Genomic DNA, 16,767 nt, shown 5'->3' with positions numbered 1-16,767 from the left:
GCAGCTTCCTAGTGATTGATAATATCGACGACAAACACCGTCGCCTGCGCCGCGTCCATGCTCCACTCCTGCCCGTCGTCCAGCACCAGCAGGTCATAGCGCACCATGGCAATGCGTTCGCGCTCGCTGCTCAGCGTCAGCCCTTCGCCGTCGGCGAGGAACAGCAGCGTGGTCGCCGCGCGGCGCTTGAGCGGCTCGCTGCCGCGCACCACCTGTAGTTGCAGCCGGTGACGGCAAACGCCGCGCCGCGTCATGACGTTGAAATCCGTGGTAGTACCGCCCGCCATCGTGGCGTGCACCGCCGCTTCGCCGTCGAACTCGATGACCGGTTCGCTGGGGCTGAGCACAAAGCGCTGGTCGCCAAAATCGAGCAGCACGCCATCGCCATCGACCAGTGCCAGCGTACGGTCTATGCCGGCGAAGACGGAAAACGGACCGCTTGCGGATATCGTCGCGAGGCTGATGCGCCAGTCGAACGTATCGAAACCGGCAGCGGCTGGCGAAACCAGCATTTCGGTGGTGCTGCCGCCGCCATTTTTCCATGGCATGGGACGCAGGCTGGCATACTGGATAAGCTGGCTCATCGTAACTCCCGCAGTTCAGTCAAAGTCTGTTTGAAGCGTGCCGCAATCTCCTGCTGCGCCACGTGCTGGCCACGCTGCACCAGCCAGCGGCCGCCGACCATCACATCGCGCACCAGATTGTCGTTGCCGCTGAAGATAAAGCTGCCCAGCACTTCATCGAGCGCCAGCGCGTGCAGATTCGGATGATCCTCGTCCGCCACCACCAGATCGGCGCGACGCCCTACTTCCAGCGCACCCACGGGGCGGCCACTGGCCTGAGCACCGCCCTGCAGGGCACGCTGCCAGAGGAAATCGCCGACATTGCGTTCGCTGTCCGATACTGCAATATTACGCCGCTGCTGCTGCAAACGCTGGCCATATTCGAGCCAGCGCAGTTCTTCCACTGCGCTTTGCGAAATATGCGAATCGCTGCCCACGCCGAAGCGCCCGCCCAGCGACAGGAATTGCTCGAGCGGGAACAGGCCATCGCCCAGATTGGCTTCCGTGGTCGGGCACAGGCCCGCCACGGCTCCGCTGCGCGCCATGCTCTGCACTTCATCCGGCAGCAGATGGGTGGCATGGATCAGGCACCAGCGCTGATCCACCGCCACCTGATCGTACAGATGCTGCACAGGGCGGCGGCCACACCAGTCCAGCGCCTGCTGCACTTCGGCCATCTGCTCGGCAATGTGGATGTGGACGGGACGGCTGGCAGGCAAGGCCGCCAGCACGGCATTGATCTGCTGCGCCGTAGCGGCGCGCAGCGAATGGGGCGCCACGCCCACTTCGGTCTGGGCGTCGCGCAGTGGTTCCAGCGCTTCGATCATGCGCAATACATCGGCGGCATCGGTACGGAAACGCTGCTGTTCGGCCTTCAATGGCTGTTCGCCAAAGCCGGAATAGCTGTACAGCACCGGCAGCATGGTCATCCCTATGCCGGCCAGCCGCGCAGCGGCAATCACGCGCTGCGCCGTTTCGGCCGGCTGCGCATACATGCTGCCATCGGGCGCACGCTGCACGTAATGAAATTCGCACAGCGAGGTGTAACCATGGCACAGACATTCGACGAACAGCTGGGCTGCGATGGCTTCCATCTGCTCGGGCGTGATGTTGCGGGCAAAACGGTACATCAGTTCGCGCCACGTCCAGAAGCTGTCGCGCCCCGCACCCGCTTTTTCCGTGCGTCCGCCCAGCGCCCGCTGGAAGCTGTGCGAATGCAGGTTGATCATGCCCGGCAGGACATAGCGTACTTCTGGCACATATTCGGCGGCCACCGCATCGGGCGTAAGCGCCGTGATGGTGCCGGCGGCATCCCATTCGATCAGCACATCGTTGCGCCAGCCCTGCGGCAGCAGCGCGTGACGCGCCAGCAGCTGATTCTGCCGGCTCATGCCCGGCTCCAGTCGGCGGCGGCCTGCAGCATGGCGCGCAGCACGCCCTGCACCTGCGCGGCCAGATCGGCACGGTAGCCATACGGCGCCTGCTCGTCCATATAGGTGGACTGGCACATTTCCAGCTGGATGGCATGCACATTCGACGCCGGACGGCCATAGTGGCGCGTGATGTGACCACCCTTGAAACGGCCGTTGACGGCGATGCTGTAGTGCTCCTGCGCCAGCGCCTGTGCCACCACGGCGTCGGACAGGCCCTGAGCGCAGCTCTTGCCATCGGCCGTGCCGAAATTCAGGTCCGGCAGTTTGCCTTCGAAGAAACGCGGCACGATGGAGGCGATGGAATGCGCATCCCACAGCACCACGCGGCCATGCAGGGCCAGCAGGCGATCGAGTTCGCTGCGCAGCCGGGCATGATACGGCTGCCAGTAGGCAGCCAGACGGCGCTGTACTTCCGCCTGATCGGGCAGGCAGCCGTCGCGGTACAGCGCTTCTCGGTGGAAGGTATCGACGGGGCACAGGCCTGTGGTGTCCTGCCCAGGATACAGATTGCTGTCTTCCGGTGGCCGGTTCAGATCTATCACATAGCGCGACCAGCGCGCCGACAGGGTGGATGCGCCCATCTCGCCGAGAAATTCGTAGAGCCGCACCAGATGCCAGTCGGTGTCCTGCCGGTCGGCTCCGGCCGGCGTCATCTGCGCCGCGATCTCGTCGGGGATATCGGTACCCACATGCGGCATGGACACCAGCAAGGGTAGGCTGCCTGCATTGAAACGGAAGTCCATGCCCCTCCCCCTGTTAATGGCCCAGCGCTGCGAACAGCGCCTGGCACGAAGCGCTCAGATCACCGCGCAGCACCATGCCTTTGGCCGCTTCGATATCGGGCGCGAAGAAACGGTCGGCATCGTAGAACGGTACGCGGCTACGCAGCTGCGCATGCACGTGTTCCAGCTGCGGCGAGGTTTTCAGCGGACGGTGGAAGTCTATGCCCTGTGCACCGGCCAGCAGTTCGATGCCGAGGATAACGGCGGTATTGTGCGCCATGTCGTCCAGACGGCGCGCCGCGTAAGTCGCCATGCTGACGTGGTCTTCCTGATTGGCCGAGGTAGGAATGGTATCCACGCTGCCCGGATGCGCCATAGCCTTGTTTTCCGAGGCCAGTGCAGCGGCCGTCACGTGGGCGATCATGAAGCCCGAATTCACGCCCGGTTCGCGCACCAGGAATGGCGGCAGGCCGGACAGGGTAGCGTCGATCAGCAGCGCAATGCGGCGCTCCGAGATGCTGCCGATTTCAGCGATGGCCAGCGCCAGCGTATCGGCTGCAAACGCCACCGGCTCGGCATGGAAGTTACCGCCCGAAACCACCACCGATAGTTCGCCGTCCTTGAACAGCAGCGGATTGTCGGTCACGGCATTGGCCTCGATCAGCAGCGTGCGCGAGGCATTGGCGATGATGTCGTGGCAGGCGCCCATGACTTGCGGCTGGCAACGCAGGCAATACGGGTCCTGCACGCGCTCGTCGCCCACCAGATGGGAGGCACGGATGGCGCTATTGCTGACCAGTTCGCGGTAGATGGCAGCTGCGGCAATCTGCCCCGGCTGGCCGCGCACTGCGTGCACGCGGGCGTCGAACGGCGCATCGGAACCCTTGGCCGCGTCCAGCGACAGCGCGCCCGTCACCATGCCCGCTTCCAGCAGGCGCTCGGCCATGAACAGGCCGTGCAGCGCCAGCGCCGTCGATACCTGGGTGCCGTTGATCAGGGCCAGACCTTCTTTGGCAGCCAGCACCACCGGCGCAATGTTCGCCGCTTTGAGCGCATCGGCGGCCTGCATCAGCTGGCCGTTGACGCGCACCTCGCCCACGCCCAGCATGGCCAGCGTCATGTGCGACAGCGGCGCCAGATCGCCCGAGGCGCCAACCGAACCTTTGGCCGGAATGGCCGGCATGATGCCGGCGTTGTACAGCGCAATCAGGGTATCGATAATCAGCGGGCGCACGCCGGAGTAACCGCGCGCCAGACTGCCGATTTTCATCAGCATGATCAGGCGGCAGACGGCGTCCGACATCAGCTCGCCCGTGCCGACCGAGTGCGACAGGATCAGGTTGCGCTGCAGCTGTTCCAGCTTATCGTCCGGAATGCGGGTTTTGGCCAGCAGACCGAAGCCGGTGTTGATGCCGTAGGCCGCATCGCCTTTGGCGACGATGGCCTGCACGGCTGCAGCCGAGGCTGCGATGACAGGATAGGCTGCTGCCGCCAGCGACAGCGGTCCGGCAGCACGCCAGACGGCGCGCAGTTCGGCTAGCGTCAGAGCGCCCGGGTTCAGAGTGAGTGCAGTTACAGTGTGAGTCATATGTGGTATCCGGTTCGGTTCTTAAGGAATCATCGGCAGGTTCAGGCCATTGCGCTTGGCGCAGGCGATCGCCGTTTCGTAGCCAGCGTCGGCATGGCGCATAACGCCCGTGCCGCTATCGTTGACCAGCACGCGGGCCAGCCGCTTGGCAGCAGCCTCGGTACCATCGGCCACGATCACCACGCCGGAGTGCTGCGAGTAGCCCATGCCTACGCCGCCGCCATGGTGCAGCGACACCCAGGTGGCGCCACCGGCGGTATTGAGCAGCGCGTTCAGCAGCGGCCAGTCCGACACGGCGTCCGTGCCATCCTTCATGCTTTCGGTTTCGCGGTTAGGGCTGGCCACGGAACCCGTATCGAGGTGGTCGCGGCCGATCACCACGGGCGCTTTCAGTTCGCCCTTGCGCACCATTTCGTTAAACGCCAGACCGGCAATATGGCGCTCGCCCAGACCCAGCCAGCAGATACGCGCCGGCAGCCCCTGGAAGGCAATGCGCTCGCGCGCCATGTCCAGCCAGCGGTGCACCTGCGCATGGTGCGGGAACAGCTCCTTGATTTTGGCGTCGGTCTTGTAGATATCTTCCGGATCGCCCGACAGCGCCACCCAGCGGAACGGGCCACGGCCTTCGCAGAACTGCGGGCGGATATAGGCAGGTACGAAGCCGGGGAAGTCGAAGGCGTTCTGCACACCCTGATCGTATGCGACCTGACGGATGTTGTTGCCGTAATCGACTACCTTGGCACCGAGCGACTGGAAGTCCAGCATGGCCTGCACGTGCACGGCGCAGGAAGCGGCGGCGGCGGCTTTCAGTTCGGCGTGGCGGCTGGCATCCTGCTGCGCAGCCTTCCACTGCGCCACCGTCCAGCCCTGCGGCAGATAGCCGTTGATCAGATCGTGGGCCGAGGTCTGGTCGGTCACCACATCCGGCACCAGTCCCTGCGCGCGGGCGCGGCGCACCAGTTCCGGCAGCACATCGGCGGCATTGCCCAGCAGGCCGATGGAGATGGCATCGCCGTTGGCCTTGTGCTGGCGTACCAGTTCCAGCGCCTCGTCGATGCTGGCGGCCTGCTTGTCCAGATAGCGCGTGCGCAGACGGAAATCGATGCTGCTCTGCTGGCACTCGATATTGAGCGACACGGCGCCGGCCATGGTGGCGGCCAGCGGCTGCGCGCCGCCCATGCCGCCCAGACCGGCGGTGAGTACCCAGCGGCCTTTCAGGTCGCCGCCAAAATGCTGGCGCCCCGCTTCGGCAAAGGTTTCGAAGGTGCCCTGCACGATGCCCTGGGTGCCGATGTAGATCCAGCTGCCGGCCGTCATCTGGCCGTACATGAACAGGCCCTTGCGATCGAGTTCGTTGAAGTGCTCCCAGTTGGCCCACTTCGGCACCAGATTGGAATTGGCGATCAGTACGCGCGGCGCATCTTCATGGGTCTGGAACACGCCCACCGGCTTGCCCGACTGGATCAGCAGGGTCTGGTTATCTTCCAGTTCGCGCAGCGAGGCCAGAATCTGGTCGTAGCAGGCCCAGTTGCGGGCCGCGCGGCCGATGCCGCCATACACCACCAGATGTTGAGGATTTTCCGCCACTTCCGCATCGAGATTATTCTGGATCATGCGGTAGGCCGCCTCGGCGCCCCAGTTCTTGCAGGTGCGCTCGGCACCGCGCGGGGCGCGGATTTCACGGCTGGCGTCGAAACGGGGATCGCTGTCTAAATGACTGGTCATGCTGGCTCCTGATCGGGTGAGTGGGGGCTGGCAGCCGCCGCCCCTGAGCCATGCATAAAAAACAGGCAGGCAGGGGCGAGCACCTCCAGCGCTTGATCACAGCATAAGTTGTATATACAACCAAGTCAACCGATTTTTGCCGGCGGTGGCAGCAGCCTTACTGGCGCTTGTACACGCGCTTGCCGCCCATCCAGGTCTGCAGTACCTGCGTCTTGCCTATCTGCTCAGGCGGCAGCTTGAACAGGTCGCGGTCGATCAGGATGAAATCCGCCCATTTGCCGGCTTCCAGCGAGCCGATCACGTTTTCCTGCCGGGCCGCATAGGCAGCATCGAGCGTGAAGCAGCGCAGCGCTTCGGTCAGCGTCATGGCCTGATTTTTATACCAGCCACCAGCCGGCTGGCCGGCATTGTTCTGCCGCGTCACAGCCGCATGCAGCCCCTCGAAGGGATTGGGCGACTCGACCGGGAAATCGGAACCGCAGGCGATGCGCGAACCCTGATCGAGGAAGGTGCGCCACGCATAGGCACCCTTGATGCGCTCGGAACCCACGCGCTGCTCTGCCATGTTCTGGTCCGAGGTAGCATGGGTAGGCTGCATGGACGGAATTACGCCCAGCGTCTTGAAGCGGGGGATATCGTCCAGCGTCACCACCTGCGCATGTTCGATGCGGTGGCGCAGCTCCGCCCCGTTATATTTAGGGATCAGCTGGGCATAGGCGTCGAGGATCTGGCGGTTGCCGGCATCGCCAATCGCGTGCACATTCACCTGATAGCCGGCCTTCATGGCCTTGCCCATCTTGGCCAGCATTTCGGCCTGCGGATAGAACAGCAGACCCTTGGTCGATGGCATATCCGAATACGGCGCCAGCAGGGCCGCACCACGGCTACCGAGCGCACCATCCGAATACAGTTTGACGGCAGCCAGCGCATACACGTCGTTACCGTAGGAACGCAGCGGGCCATCCTTGGCCAGTTCGTCGAAGTCGGCGCCGGTATCGCCTATCATGGCGTAGACACGGGTAGTTAGCTTGCCATGGTCGGCATAGTCGCGGTACAGATCATCCTGCGCCACCTTGATGCCGGCATCGTGCACGCTGGTCAGGCCCATTTTTGCCAGTATCGCCAGCGCGTTATCGAGCATGCTGCGCGCTTCGGCCGGCGTCGCCAGCGGCACCACTTTCTCCACCAGCTCCATGGCAGCATCGACCAGCACGCCGGTAGGACGTCCGGCCGCATCGCGTTCTATCTTGCCGCCTTTCGGGTCCGGCGTATCGCGGCCCACACCGGCCATTTCCAGCGCCTTGGTATTGACCCAGATGGCATGACCATCGACGCGGTGCAGCAGCACGGGCCGGTCATTGACCTGGGCATCGAGTTCGGCCGCCGTGGGGAAGCGCCCCAGCTTCCAGTTTTCCTGATTCCAGCCCCGCCCTATCACCCATGCCTTGCGCGGATGGGCGCGGGCAAACTCGGCAACCGTGCGCACCGCGCCGCCCACGGAGGTGGCATTGAACAGTTCCACGCCGGAGGCGATCTCGCCCAGCTCGAACACATGGCCGTGGGCGTCGATCAGCCCCGGCAGCATGGTTTTACCCTGCGCGTCGATGTGTTCCGCCTTGGGCAGACGCGCCGCTGTATCCTTTTCGCTACCTACCGCCACAATCTTGCCCAGATCATCGAAGGCCAGCGAAGTGAAGCGCAGCAGCGTGCCATCGGCTGTCAGCGTGTAGCCGTTGGCGTGATCGATAATCGTGTCGGCCTGCGCCAGCGGCGCAAGCGCGCCCAGTCCAGCAACGAGCAGCGTGGTAATCCAAGCCTGACGAACGGCACCAGCCATGGGGGCTGGCGTGAAAAAGGTAGTGCGCATCGATACTCTCCATTCCGGAACCTAGTACCAGAGTGTAGCGAAGTTTAGGCCGGGGTCAATCAAACTCTGGTTACAATGTCGGATTCGCCGCTCTCTCACCACAACCCGTGTCCAGCCGATTACTCTATTTACGTCTGCTCCAGCAGTTCCGCCCCTATCTGTGGATTGCTGGCGTAACCTTGATCGCCGTCGCCTTGGCTGCCGCCGCCGACGTCATGCTGATCCGCCAGCTGCAGAACGTGGTCGATGCGCTGGCCCCTAACCACAGCCTGATGGCGGCCCGCCCTGCCAGCGGCCTGCTGGCCGAAATGCAGGAGTGGCTGGGCCGTTTGCTGCCGCAGAATCCCGCCCACGCCAGCCTGTGGGCCATACCCGCCGTGATACTGGCACTGGCCATCATGCGCATGATATCGAGCTTTGCCGCCGAATACGGCGCCGCATGGCTGAGTAGCCGGGTGCAGGCCAATCTGCGTGAGGTCATGTTCGCCCGCATCATGCGCCTGCCTAACGGCTATTTCGACCAGTCGTCCACCGGCACCACCCTGTCGCGCGTGGCCTTCGATGCGGCGCAGGTGGCGCAAGCCGTGATCACCGTGTTCAACGTGGCCATGCGCGACAGCGTAGCCACCATAGGCTATCTCACCACGCTATTCATCATCGACTGGCAGTTAGCCCTGTTCTGTCTGGGCCTGCTGCCGCTGGTGGCGGCCATCGTCACCTTTGCCGGCCGCCGCATGCGCCACCTGAGCAAGAGCGCGCAAGCCGCCATGGGCGAGCTGACCAATGTGCTGGACGAAAGCATCAGCGGCCAGCGCGTGGTCAAAATCTTCGGCGGCCAGCACTACGAACAGCAACGCTTCGACAGCGTGGTCAAGCTGAACCGCCAGCTGGCCGTCAAGCATGCCGCCACCTCGGCGCTCAACTCCGGCATCATCATGCTGCTGATCGGGATTACCCTGTCCTCGGTGATCTACTTTGCCCTGCTGCGCGCGCAGGCTGGCGCCCTCTCCCCTGGCGCCTTCGTGGCCTTCATGTCCTCGCTGATGGCAATGCAGTCGCCGATCAAGAACCTGACCAAGATTAACGAGCCTATGCAGCGCGGCATGGCGGCGGCCGAATCCGTGTTCGGCCTGATCGACACGGAAGCGGAAGCCGATACCGGCACGCGCCAGATCGAACGGGCTAGCGGCCACCTGCAGCTGGAGCAGGTCAGCTTCCGCTACAGCAGCGACGCCGACGCCAGACCTGCCCTCGACGGCGTCTCGCTCGATATCGCTGCCGGTGAAACGGTGGCACTGGTGGGCAGTTCGGGCAGCGGCAAGACCACGCTGGCCGGCCTGCTGCCGCGCTTCTACGATGTCAGCGGCGGCTGCATCCGCCTCGACGGCGTCGATCTGCGCGATTACCGTCTGGCTTCGCTGCGCAGCCAGATTGCGCTGGTCAGTCAGGATGTGGTGCTGTTCAACGATACGCTGGCGGCCAATATTGCCTATGGCGACCCGCAGCCTTCGCAGCAGCGCATCGAAGCGGCAGCGCGCGCCGCCCATGCGCACGAATTCATCGCCCGCCAGCCCGAGGGCTATCAAACTTCAGTGGGGGAAAACGGCCTGCGCCTGTCCGGCGGCCAGCGCCAGCGGCTGGCGATCGCACGGGCGCTGTACAAGAACGCACCGATACTGATCCTCGACGAGGCCACCAGCGCGCTGGATACGGAATCGGAACGTCTGGTGCAGGCGGCGCTGGAAGTGCTGATGCAAGGCCGTACCACGGTGGTGATTGCGCACCGTCTGTCCACCATCGAAAATGCCGACCGCATCGTGGTACTGGACGGTGGCCGCATTGCCGAAGTGGGCAGCCACGCCGAACTGCTGGGCCATAACGGCATCTATGCGCGACTGTACCAGACCCAGAAAAGCGTTCAGGCAGCGTCGTGAAAAATAATCCCTAGCGTGTGCCGGCGGCCGCTGCGCAGCCGGCTCACGCCGTGACGCATATGCACGCGGTACACGCCCCGCCCACCCTGCGCGGGGCGCTGATCGACGGGGAAAATCACCAGATCGCCACGCTGCCACGGCACCACTTCCACCCGCGACTGCAGGCGCGGACGCTGTTCTGTCAGCACCAGTTCGCCTCCGGTGAAATCGCGTCCCGGCTCGCTCAGCAAAATGGCCGCCTGCAGCGGAAACACCTGCTCGCCATACAGATCCTGATGCAGGCAGTTGTAATCCCCGGACTGATACTGCAGCAGCAAAGGCGTAGGACGCTGCTGGCCCGCCGCATGGCAGCGCGCCAGAAATTCCGTGTGCTCGGCAGGGAACCGGCTGGCCACGCCCAGCAGTTCATGCCAGCGGTTGGCGATCTGGGCCAGCGGGCCATACAGCGACTGGCGCAGCGCCACCACCATGGACGGCAGCGGATAGCGGAAATACTGGTACTCGCCGCTGCCAAAGCCATGCTGCGCCATCACCACGCGGCTGCGGAACAGCTCCGGCTGGGCGTATTGCGCCGCCATGGCGCTGCACTCCTCGGCCGTCAGCATGCCGGGCACGGTGGCATAGCCATGGCTGAGCAACTCCGCCTCGATGGCCTGCCAGTCCAGCCCCGCCACGTGCACGGCAATGCCGGCCGCAGCGCCCACAGCACGACGGGCCTGATGCTGCGCCGGGTTCTGTGCTTGCGCCGCATCGGCCGCCACGCTCAGCGGCGCTACCTTGCGCGACGCACGCGGCGCGGCACCGGCAGCAAAATCGAGTTCACCGTTTTTCACTGCTGTGCCTCCCGTTCCAGTAACTGGGCTTTGCGTTCCACTCCCCAGCGATAGCCGGAAATGCTGCCATCATTGCGCACCACGCGATGGCAGGGGATCGCCACCGCCAGCGCATTGGCGGCACAGGCACTGGCCACCGCGCGCGCGCCGCGCGGCAGGCCCACGCGCTGCGCCAGTTCGGCGTAGCTGACGGTCTGACCCGCCGGAATTTCGCGCAGCACCTGCCAGACACGCTGCTGGAAGGCTGTGCCGCGCACATCGAGCGGCAGGTCCAGCCCCAGCGAAGGCTGCTCCACCATCCCCACCACGCGCGCCACCACCTGTTCGTAATCGGCGTCGGCACCCAGCAGTTCGGCAGCAGGAAAGCGGTCCTGCAGATCGCGCAGCAGGAAGGCCGGATCATCGTCGATCAGGATGGCGCAGATGCCCTGCTCCGTGCTGGCCACCAGTATCGCGCCCAGCGAGCACTGGGCGATGGCAAAGCGGATCTGGCTGCCGCGGCCACCGGCACGGTAGGCGCCCGGCGTCATGCCCAGCACACCCGGCGACTGGGCATAAAAGCGGCCACTGGAATTGTAGCCGGCGGCGTACATGGCGTCCGTCACGCTGGCTGCGGCGCCCAGTTCCTGCTGCACCCGCCGTGCGCGCTGGGCGCTGGCATAGGCTTTGGGCGTAATGCCGGTAACAGCCTTGAAGATGCGGTGGAAGTGGAAACGCGACAGGCCCACGGCGGCGGCCAGCGCATCGAGCTCGGGCGGAGTTTCCGCCTGTTCGATGAGGCGGCAGGCCTGCGCCACCAGCGCGGCCTGCCGTTCGGCCAGCGGCGGCTGATCCGGTTTGCAGCGCAAGCAGGGGCGGAAACCGGCCGCTTCTGCGTCCGCGCGGCTGGCGTGGAAGGCCACGTTCTGACGCAGCGCGGGACGGGCGCCGCACGAGGGCCGGCAGTACACGCCCGTGCTGCGCACCGAATACCAGAAGATGCCGTCGGCCGCGCCATCGCGCTGCTGCACGGCGGCCCAGCGCTGCGCCTCGCTCTGGTAGGCGGCGGCCGGGTCGGACTGTGTGCTGTGCTTTGCTGTCTTGCCCATCTTGGACTCCTGCTTCGGATAAGGTAGGTCACCAGCTTATCCGGCGCCGCGCAGCGTCGCACTCCGGCGCTTGCTTTTGAATTGTACGCCGCTATGAGAAAAATTCACAAAGATGCTCAACTGGCAAGCAGCCAATGCTAGAATGAAACGCAGCGCGCCAGTCCGGCGCCCCTCGGAGAAGCCGTTTGGAAGCCGTAGCACAGTCAGAAAATACCCCGATATTCCAGCGTATCAAGGACTATCTGCTTTCCCAGATCGCCAACGGCACCTGGAAAGAAGGCGATGTGATTCCGTCCGAGCAGGCGCTGGTCAAACAGTTCGGGGTATCGCGCATGACTGTCAACCGCGCCGTGCGCGAACTCACCGCCGAGCAGGTGCTCACGCGCCGTCAGGGCTCGGGCACCTACGTGGCGCAACAGAAGGTGCAGGCCACGCTGGTGGAAATCCGCTCCATCGCCGACGAAATCCGCGCGCGCGGCCACGCCCACCGCAGCAGCCTGCAGCAGCTGGAACGCGGCAAGGCCAGCGAACTGCTGGCCCGCCAGTTCGATCTGCCGGTCGGCCATCCATTGTTCCATTCGGTGATCGTGCATTTCGAGAATGGCGTGCCGATACAGGTGGAAGACCGCTGGGCCAACCCCAAGCTGGCGCCTGACTATATGGAACAGGACTACGCCAGCATCACGCCGAATGAATACCTGATGCGTGCTGCACCGCTGCAGGATGCCACCTACAGCATCGAAGCCCTGCCCGCCCCGCGCGACATTGCCGACATGCTGGCCATCGACACCCGCCAGCCCTGTCTGGTGCTGCGCCGCCAGACCCGCTCCAACGGCCAGGTAGCCTCACTCGCCACCATGTGGCATCCGGGCCACCGCTACCAGTTTGCCGGCAGCGTAGGCTACTAGCAGACCATGACGATGCGCCGCTCACCAGTCTGCTTTGTGCGCCGCATAGCTATCAGGCTTTCCCCTTTGTGCCGCCTGTGCAGCGGTCTGGCCTTCGGCCTGCTGCTGGCCGCCAGCGCCAGCGCCGGCGAAACCGTCGCCATCCAGCTCAAATGGCTGCACCAGTTCCAGTTCGCCGGCTACTATGCCGCACAGGATCAGGGCTATTACCGCGCAGCGGGGCTGGACGTGCGGCTGCTGGAAGCGAGGCCCGGACAGGACAGCCTGCAAACCGTGCTGCAGGGCGAAGCCCAGTACGGCATCGGCAATACCGCCCTGCTGGCAGCGCGCGCACGCGGACTGCCGGTGGTGGTGCTGGCGTCGCTCTACCAGCACTCGGCTGCGGCCCTGCTGGTGCGGCGCGATGCCGGCGGCAAAGCCAGCCTGGGGCCGAACAGCCGCATCATGCTGGCGCCGAACAATGAAGAACTGGCGCTATTCCTGCGCAAGCAGGGTGTGCCCACCGAATCGCTGCTGCCGGTAGCGCACAACTTCAGCTACGACGATCTGCTCGATGGCCGCGTCGATGCCATGTCCATCTACACCACGGAAGCGCCCTACATCCTCGAGCACAGCAGCCTGGGCTACCAGATCCTGACGCCGCGCGCGCAGGGCGACGACTTCTACGGCGACGTGCTGTACACCACCGAAAGCGAATTGCGCGACCACCCGCAACGCGCGGCAGCCGTGCGGGCCGCCACCCTGCGCGGCTGGGCTTACGCCATGCAGCATCCGGACGAAATGGTCGACCTGATCCGCGCCCGCTATCCGCAGCGCCACAGCCGCGAGCACCTGCTGTACGAAGCCCAGCACATCGTGCCGCTGCTGGCGCAGGACAGCACGGAACTCGGCTACAGCGATCCCGTGCGCTGGCAGGCCATCGCCAGCAGCTATATGGCGCAAGGCATGCTGCCGGAAGACTTCAAGCTCGATGGTTTCCTGTATCAGCCCGAGCAGCAGCAAGGCTGGCGCCGCTATCTGCCTACCCTGCTGCCGGCACTGGTGCTGCTGCTGATTGCCGGCCTGCTCTGGCGCCTGCGCCACCGCCTGCTGCCGCATGCCGCCCCCGCAGCCCGCGGCGCCGCGCCTGCCAGCAGTGACGCGCCGCCCGCTGCCGCCACCCCAGCCACGGCCGACAGCGCAGTGCACGCGCAAGCTGCCAGCCAGCGCACCCTGCAGGACGCCGCCGCCGGTGCCCTGCTGCTGCTCGATCCCGACGGCCAGCTCCGCGCCGCCAACCCGCGCGCCCAGCAGATACTGGCACAGGCCGCGCCGCCCGCAGGGCAGCTATGCTGGCCGGCCCTGCGTGCCGATGGCAGTTTTTACGACGCCGGCAACCACCCGCTGCAACTGGCACTGGCGACGGCTGCCCCCGTGACCGACGCCATCCTCGGCCTGCCCTGCCCGGACGGCAGCGTGCTATGGCTGCTGGCCGATATCGAGCCGGTAGCCGACGAGCGCCGCGCCGTCAGCGCGCTGGTGCTCAGCCTGCGCCCTGCCCCGGCAACAGCGCCGCGCACCAGCAGCGCGACGCAAAGCGCGGCACAGAATGCCCCCGCCGGCCACTAGACGGGAAAAATTTCAGCCCCTGCGACAATTTGCCGCACATTTTTAAAAAATGGGTTATTATTTCTGCCATCCTCGCCTGCCGATCTTGTTGCCATCCCCTCTAGCACATTGAATTCGCGCATTTGGTCCCCATGTGCTGCCCACCAGGCAACCCTGATGACCTTGCTGACTAGTGGCATAATCCCCAGGCGTTATTCATCCGACAGAACCTCGATTGAGGAAAATATGAGCGAAAATATCAAACACATTACCGATGCATCCTTCGAAGCCGACGTGCTCAAGTCCGACCGCCCTGTGCTGGTAGACTTCTGGGCTGAATGGTGCGGTCCATGCAAGAGCATCGCCCCGATCCTGGAAGAAGTGGCCAAGGAATACGACGGCAAGCTGACCATCGCCAAGCTGGACGTGGACTCCAACCAGGCTGTGCCAGCCAAGTTCGGCATCCGTGGCATTCCTACCCTGATTCTGTTCAAGAACGGTGTTGCCGCCGCCCAGAAAGTTGGCGCCATGGCAAAAGGTCAGCTGACCTCTTTCATCGACAGCAATATCTAAGTAGAATATCTGGCAGAGCCGCTGCGGCGGCCGCACGGACGACGTTGCGCCCGCAACGTCGCCTTCTGAATAACACCACGTCGTTCCCTCCCCTACCTTTACTTTCCCGTCACGGGACACTCAACACATATGCATTTATCTGAATTAAAGGCCTTACACGTCTCGGCGCTGCTCGAGATGGCCATCGGTCTTGATATCGACAACGCCGCCCGGCTGCGCAAACAGGAGCTGATGTTCGCTATCCTGAAAAAGCGCGCCAAGGCTGGTGAACAGATCTTCGGCGACGGCGCTCTGGAAGTGCTGCCCGACGGTTTCGGTTTCCTCCGTTCGCCCGACGCCAGCTATATGGCGTCGACCGACGACATCTATATTTCGCCTTCGCAAATCCGTCGTTTCAACCTGCACACCGGTGATTCGATCGAAGGTGAAGTACGTACCCCGAAAGACGGCGAACGCTATTTCGCCCTGGTCAAGGTGGACAAGGTCAATGGCGAATCGCCGGAAGCATCGAAACACCGCATATTGTTCGAGAATCTGACGCCGCTGCATCCGAACGAGCCGCTGCGTCTGGAACGTGACATCAACGGTACGGAAAACATCACCGGCCGTATCGTCGACCTGATTTCGCCTATCGGCAAAGGCCAGCGCGGCCTGCTGGTGGCATCGCCCAAATCCGGTAAGTCCGTGATGTTGCAGCACATCGCCCATGCGATTACTGCCAACCATCCGGATGTGACCCTGATCGTGCTGCTGATCGACGAACGTCCGGAAGAAGTGACGGAAATGCAACGCTCGGTGCGCGGCGAAGTGGTCGCCTCCACCTTCGACGAGCCGGCCACCCGCCACGTGCAGGTTGCCGAGATGGTGCTGGAAAAAGCCAAGCGCCTGGTCGAAATGAAAAAAGACGTGGTGATTCTGCTCGACTCCATCACCCGTCTGGCGCGTGCCTACAACACCGTGATCCCGGCTTCCGGCAAAGTGCTGACCGGCGGTGTGGATGCCAACGCGCTGCAACGTCCTAAGCGCTTCTTCGGTGCTGCACGTAATATCGAGGAAGGCGGTTCGCTGACCATTATCGCTACCGCGCTGATCGAAACCGGTTCGCGCATGGATGACGTGATCTACGAAGAATTCAAGGGTACCGGCAACATGGAGGTGCACCTGGAACGCCGTCTGGCCGAGAAACGCGTGTATCCGGCGATCAACCTGAACAAATCGGGCACCCGCCGCGAAGAACTGCTGATCAAGCCTGACCAGCTGCAGAAGATCTGGATACTGCGCAAGCTGCTGTACTCGATGGACGAGATCGAGGCGATGGAGTTCATCCTCGACAAGATGAAGGCCACCAAGAACAACGGTGAGTTCTTCGACATGATGAGGCGCGGCGGCTAAATCTCGTTAGCCCCCCCCATCCTGCCCGTCGGGCCCGGACCGCGCAAAGCGTGGCACGGGCCCGATTTTCTTGTATAATACGCGACCGTATTATTTTTTAAATCAGGCAAGTGAGCGGCAATCGGGTCAAGAAGCAGTAGCGACCGACGAAGTGCTGTTTGGCTACCTACTCAACCGAGAGCAATTATGAAACCAGAAGGCCACCCAGAGTACCGCGAAGTTGTGTTCCACGACCTGTCGTGCGATTTCAAATTCGTTACCCGTTCGACCATCCAGACCCGTGAAACCATCGAGCACGAAGGTAAACAATACCCGCTGATCAAGATCGAGGTTTCGGCTGAATCGCACCCGTTCTACACCGGTAAGCACAAGATCGTCGACACCGCTGGTCGCGTGGAAAAATTCCGTCAGAAGTTTGGTTCCGTTGGTTCCAAAACTGCCGTCGCAGCAGGCTAATCGAGCCGCTACGTCAGAAAAAGCAGCCTCTGGCTGCTTTTTTTGTTTCTAGGCCAAGCCGTTTCCTTCATACTCGCATACTACTCGACTCGACCACT

At 63.7% G+C, this 16,767-nt stretch carries 14 protein-coding genes; 6 read left to right on the top strand and 8 right to left on the bottom strand.

Features of this window, described 5'->3' with window-relative positions:
• Nucleotides 1-8 precede the first annotated feature (8 nt).
• The 6 genes from GTP27_RS12990 to GTP27_RS12965 all read right to left on the bottom strand — a co-directional run bounded on the left by GTP27_RS12990 (nucleotide 9) and on the right by GTP27_RS12965 (nucleotide 7,898).
• Entirely contained in the window at nucleotides 9-584 is a 576-nt protein-coding gene (locus tag GTP27_RS12990; RefSeq protein WP_161039603.1) for a HutD/Ves family protein, read from the bottom strand.
• A complete protein-coding gene (locus tag GTP27_RS12985) occupies nucleotides 581-1,954 on the bottom strand; it encodes a formimidoylglutamate deiminase (RefSeq protein WP_161039602.1) in 1,374 nt (457 codons plus the stop codon). The genes GTP27_RS12990 and GTP27_RS12985 overlap by 4 nt, the downstream gene beginning before the upstream one ends.
• Nucleotides 1,951-2,739, bottom strand: a complete 789-nt coding sequence (hutG, locus tag GTP27_RS12980) for an N-formylglutamate deformylase (RefSeq protein ID WP_161039601.1) — start codon at nucleotides 2,737-2,739, stop codon at nucleotides 1,951-1,953. Before hutG ends, GTP27_RS12985 begins: the two co-directional genes overlap by 4 nt.
• A gap of 13 nt (nucleotides 2,740-2,752) precedes the next feature.
• Nucleotides 2,753-4,306 (bottom strand): histidine ammonia-lyase, encoded by a 1,554-nt coding sequence (gene hutH / locus GTP27_RS12975; protein WP_161039600.1) that lies wholly within the window; start codon nucleotides 4,304-4,306, stop codon nucleotides 2,753-2,755.
• Nucleotides 4,307-4,327: 21 nt separating this feature from the next.
• Nucleotides 4,328-6,031 (bottom strand): urocanate hydratase, encoded by a 1,704-nt coding sequence (hutU, locus tag GTP27_RS12970; RefSeq protein WP_161039599.1) that lies wholly within the window; start codon nucleotides 6,029-6,031, stop codon nucleotides 4,328-4,330.
• A gap of 157 nt (nucleotides 6,032-6,188) precedes the next feature.
• Entirely contained in the window at nucleotides 6,189-7,898 is a 1,710-nt protein-coding gene (locus GTP27_RS12965) for an amidohydrolase (protein ID WP_161039598.1), read from the bottom strand.
• Between the two features lie 107 nt (nucleotides 7,899-8,005).
• Between GTP27_RS12965 and msbA the strand changes: the two genes are divergently transcribed.
• Nucleotides 8,006-9,832, top strand: a complete 1,827-nt coding sequence (msbA, locus tag GTP27_RS12960) for a lipid A export permease/ATP-binding protein MsbA (protein WP_161039597.1) — start codon at nucleotides 8,006-8,008, stop codon at nucleotides 9,830-9,832.
• On the opposite strand, the gene GTP27_RS12955 is transcribed toward msbA, so the two are convergent.
• A complete protein-coding gene (locus GTP27_RS12955; protein WP_371865920.1) occupies nucleotides 9,817-10,665 on the bottom strand; it encodes a 2OG-Fe(II) oxygenase in 849 nt (282 codons plus the stop codon). The two genes, msbA and GTP27_RS12955, sit on opposite strands and share 16 nt — an antisense overlap.
• Nucleotides 10,662-11,753, bottom strand: a complete 1,092-nt coding sequence (gene ada, locus GTP27_RS12950) for a bifunctional DNA-binding transcriptional regulator/O6-methylguanine-DNA methyltransferase Ada (RefSeq protein ID WP_161039596.1) — start codon at nucleotides 11,751-11,753, stop codon at nucleotides 10,662-10,664. The genes GTP27_RS12955 and ada overlap by 4 nt, the downstream gene beginning before the upstream one ends.
• 185 nt (nucleotides 11,754-11,938) lie before the next feature.
• Here ada and hutC point away from each other — a divergent pair, with 185 nt between their 5' ends.
• The 5 genes from hutC (at nucleotide 11,939) to GTP27_RS12925 (ending at nucleotide 16,669) form a co-directional block, all read left to right on the top strand.
• Nucleotides 11,939-12,661 (top strand): histidine utilization transcriptional repressor HutC, encoded by a 723-nt coding sequence (hutC, locus tag GTP27_RS12945; protein WP_161039595.1) that lies wholly within the window; start codon nucleotides 11,939-11,941, stop codon nucleotides 12,659-12,661.
• 6 nt (nucleotides 12,662-12,667) lie between these two features.
• On the top strand, nucleotides 12,668-14,269 hold the full coding sequence (locus GTP27_RS12940; RefSeq protein WP_161039594.1) for an ABC transporter substrate-binding protein: 1,602 nt from the start codon (nucleotides 12,668-12,670) through the stop codon (nucleotides 14,267-14,269).
• A 225-nt stretch (nucleotides 14,270-14,494) separates the two neighbouring features.
• The gene (trxA, locus tag GTP27_RS12935) at nucleotides 14,495-14,821 is read left to right on the top strand and encodes a thioredoxin TrxA (protein WP_154375897.1); all 327 of its coding nucleotides are present in this window, start codon (nucleotides 14,495-14,497) and stop codon (nucleotides 14,819-14,821) included.
• A gap of 129 nt (nucleotides 14,822-14,950) precedes the next feature.
• A complete protein-coding gene (gene rho / locus GTP27_RS12930; protein WP_155432799.1) occupies nucleotides 14,951-16,213 on the top strand; it encodes a transcription termination factor Rho in 1,263 nt (420 codons plus the stop codon).
• 186 nt (nucleotides 16,214-16,399) lie between these two features.
• Nucleotides 16,400-16,669 (top strand): type B 50S ribosomal protein L31, encoded by a 270-nt coding sequence (locus tag GTP27_RS12925; protein ID WP_161039593.1) that lies wholly within the window; start codon nucleotides 16,400-16,402, stop codon nucleotides 16,667-16,669.
• Nucleotides 16,670-16,767 lie beyond the last annotated feature (98 nt).

The sequence above is a fragment of the Duganella qianjiadongensis genome, from assembly GCF_009857915.1.
Lineage (GTDB): Bacteria > Pseudomonadota > Gammaproteobacteria > Burkholderiales > Burkholderiaceae_D > Rugamonas > Rugamonas qianjiadongensis.
This window is presented reverse-complemented; position numbering and strand designations above follow the sequence as displayed.

Bases quoted from the DNA above. Each gene is read 5' to 3' on its own strand.
- GTP27_RS12965 (WP_161039598.1), bottom strand. From the start codon at position 7,898: ATGCGCACTACCTTTTTCACGCCAGCCCCCATGGCTGGTGCCGTTCGT.
- trxA (WP_154375897.1), top strand. From the start codon at position 14,495: ATGAGCGAAAATATCAAACACATTACCGATGCATCCTTCGAAGCCGAC.
- rho (WP_155432799.1), top strand. From the start codon at position 14,951: ATGCATTTATCTGAATTAAAGGCCTTACACGTCTCGGCGCTGCTCGAG.
- hutU (WP_161039599.1), bottom strand. From the start codon at position 6,031: ATGACCAGTCATTTAGACAGCGATCCCCGTTTCGACGCCAGCCGTGAA.
- GTP27_RS12940 (WP_161039594.1), top strand. From the start codon at position 12,668: ATGACGATGCGCCGCTCACCAGTCTGCTTTGTGCGCCGCATAGCTATC.
- hutH (WP_161039600.1), bottom strand. From the start codon at position 4,306: ATGACTCACACTGTAACTGCACTCACTCTGAACCCGGGCGCTCTGACG.
- hutG (WP_161039601.1), bottom strand. From the start codon at position 2,739: ATGGACTTCCGTTTCAATGCAGGCAGCCTACCCTTGCTGGTGTCCATG.
- GTP27_RS12990 (WP_161039603.1), bottom strand. From the start codon at position 584: ATGAGCCAGCTTATCCAGTATGCCAGCCTGCGTCCCATGCCATGGAAA.
- ada (WP_161039596.1), bottom strand. From the start codon at position 11,753: ATGGGCAAGACAGCAAAGCACAGCACACAGTCCGACCCGGCCGCCGCC.
- GTP27_RS12985 (WP_161039602.1), bottom strand. From the start codon at position 1,954: ATGAGCCGGCAGAATCAGCTGCTGGCGCGTCACGCGCTGCTGCCGCAG.
- GTP27_RS12925 (WP_161039593.1), top strand. From the start codon at position 16,400: ATGAAACCAGAAGGCCACCCAGAGTACCGCGAAGTTGTGTTCCACGAC.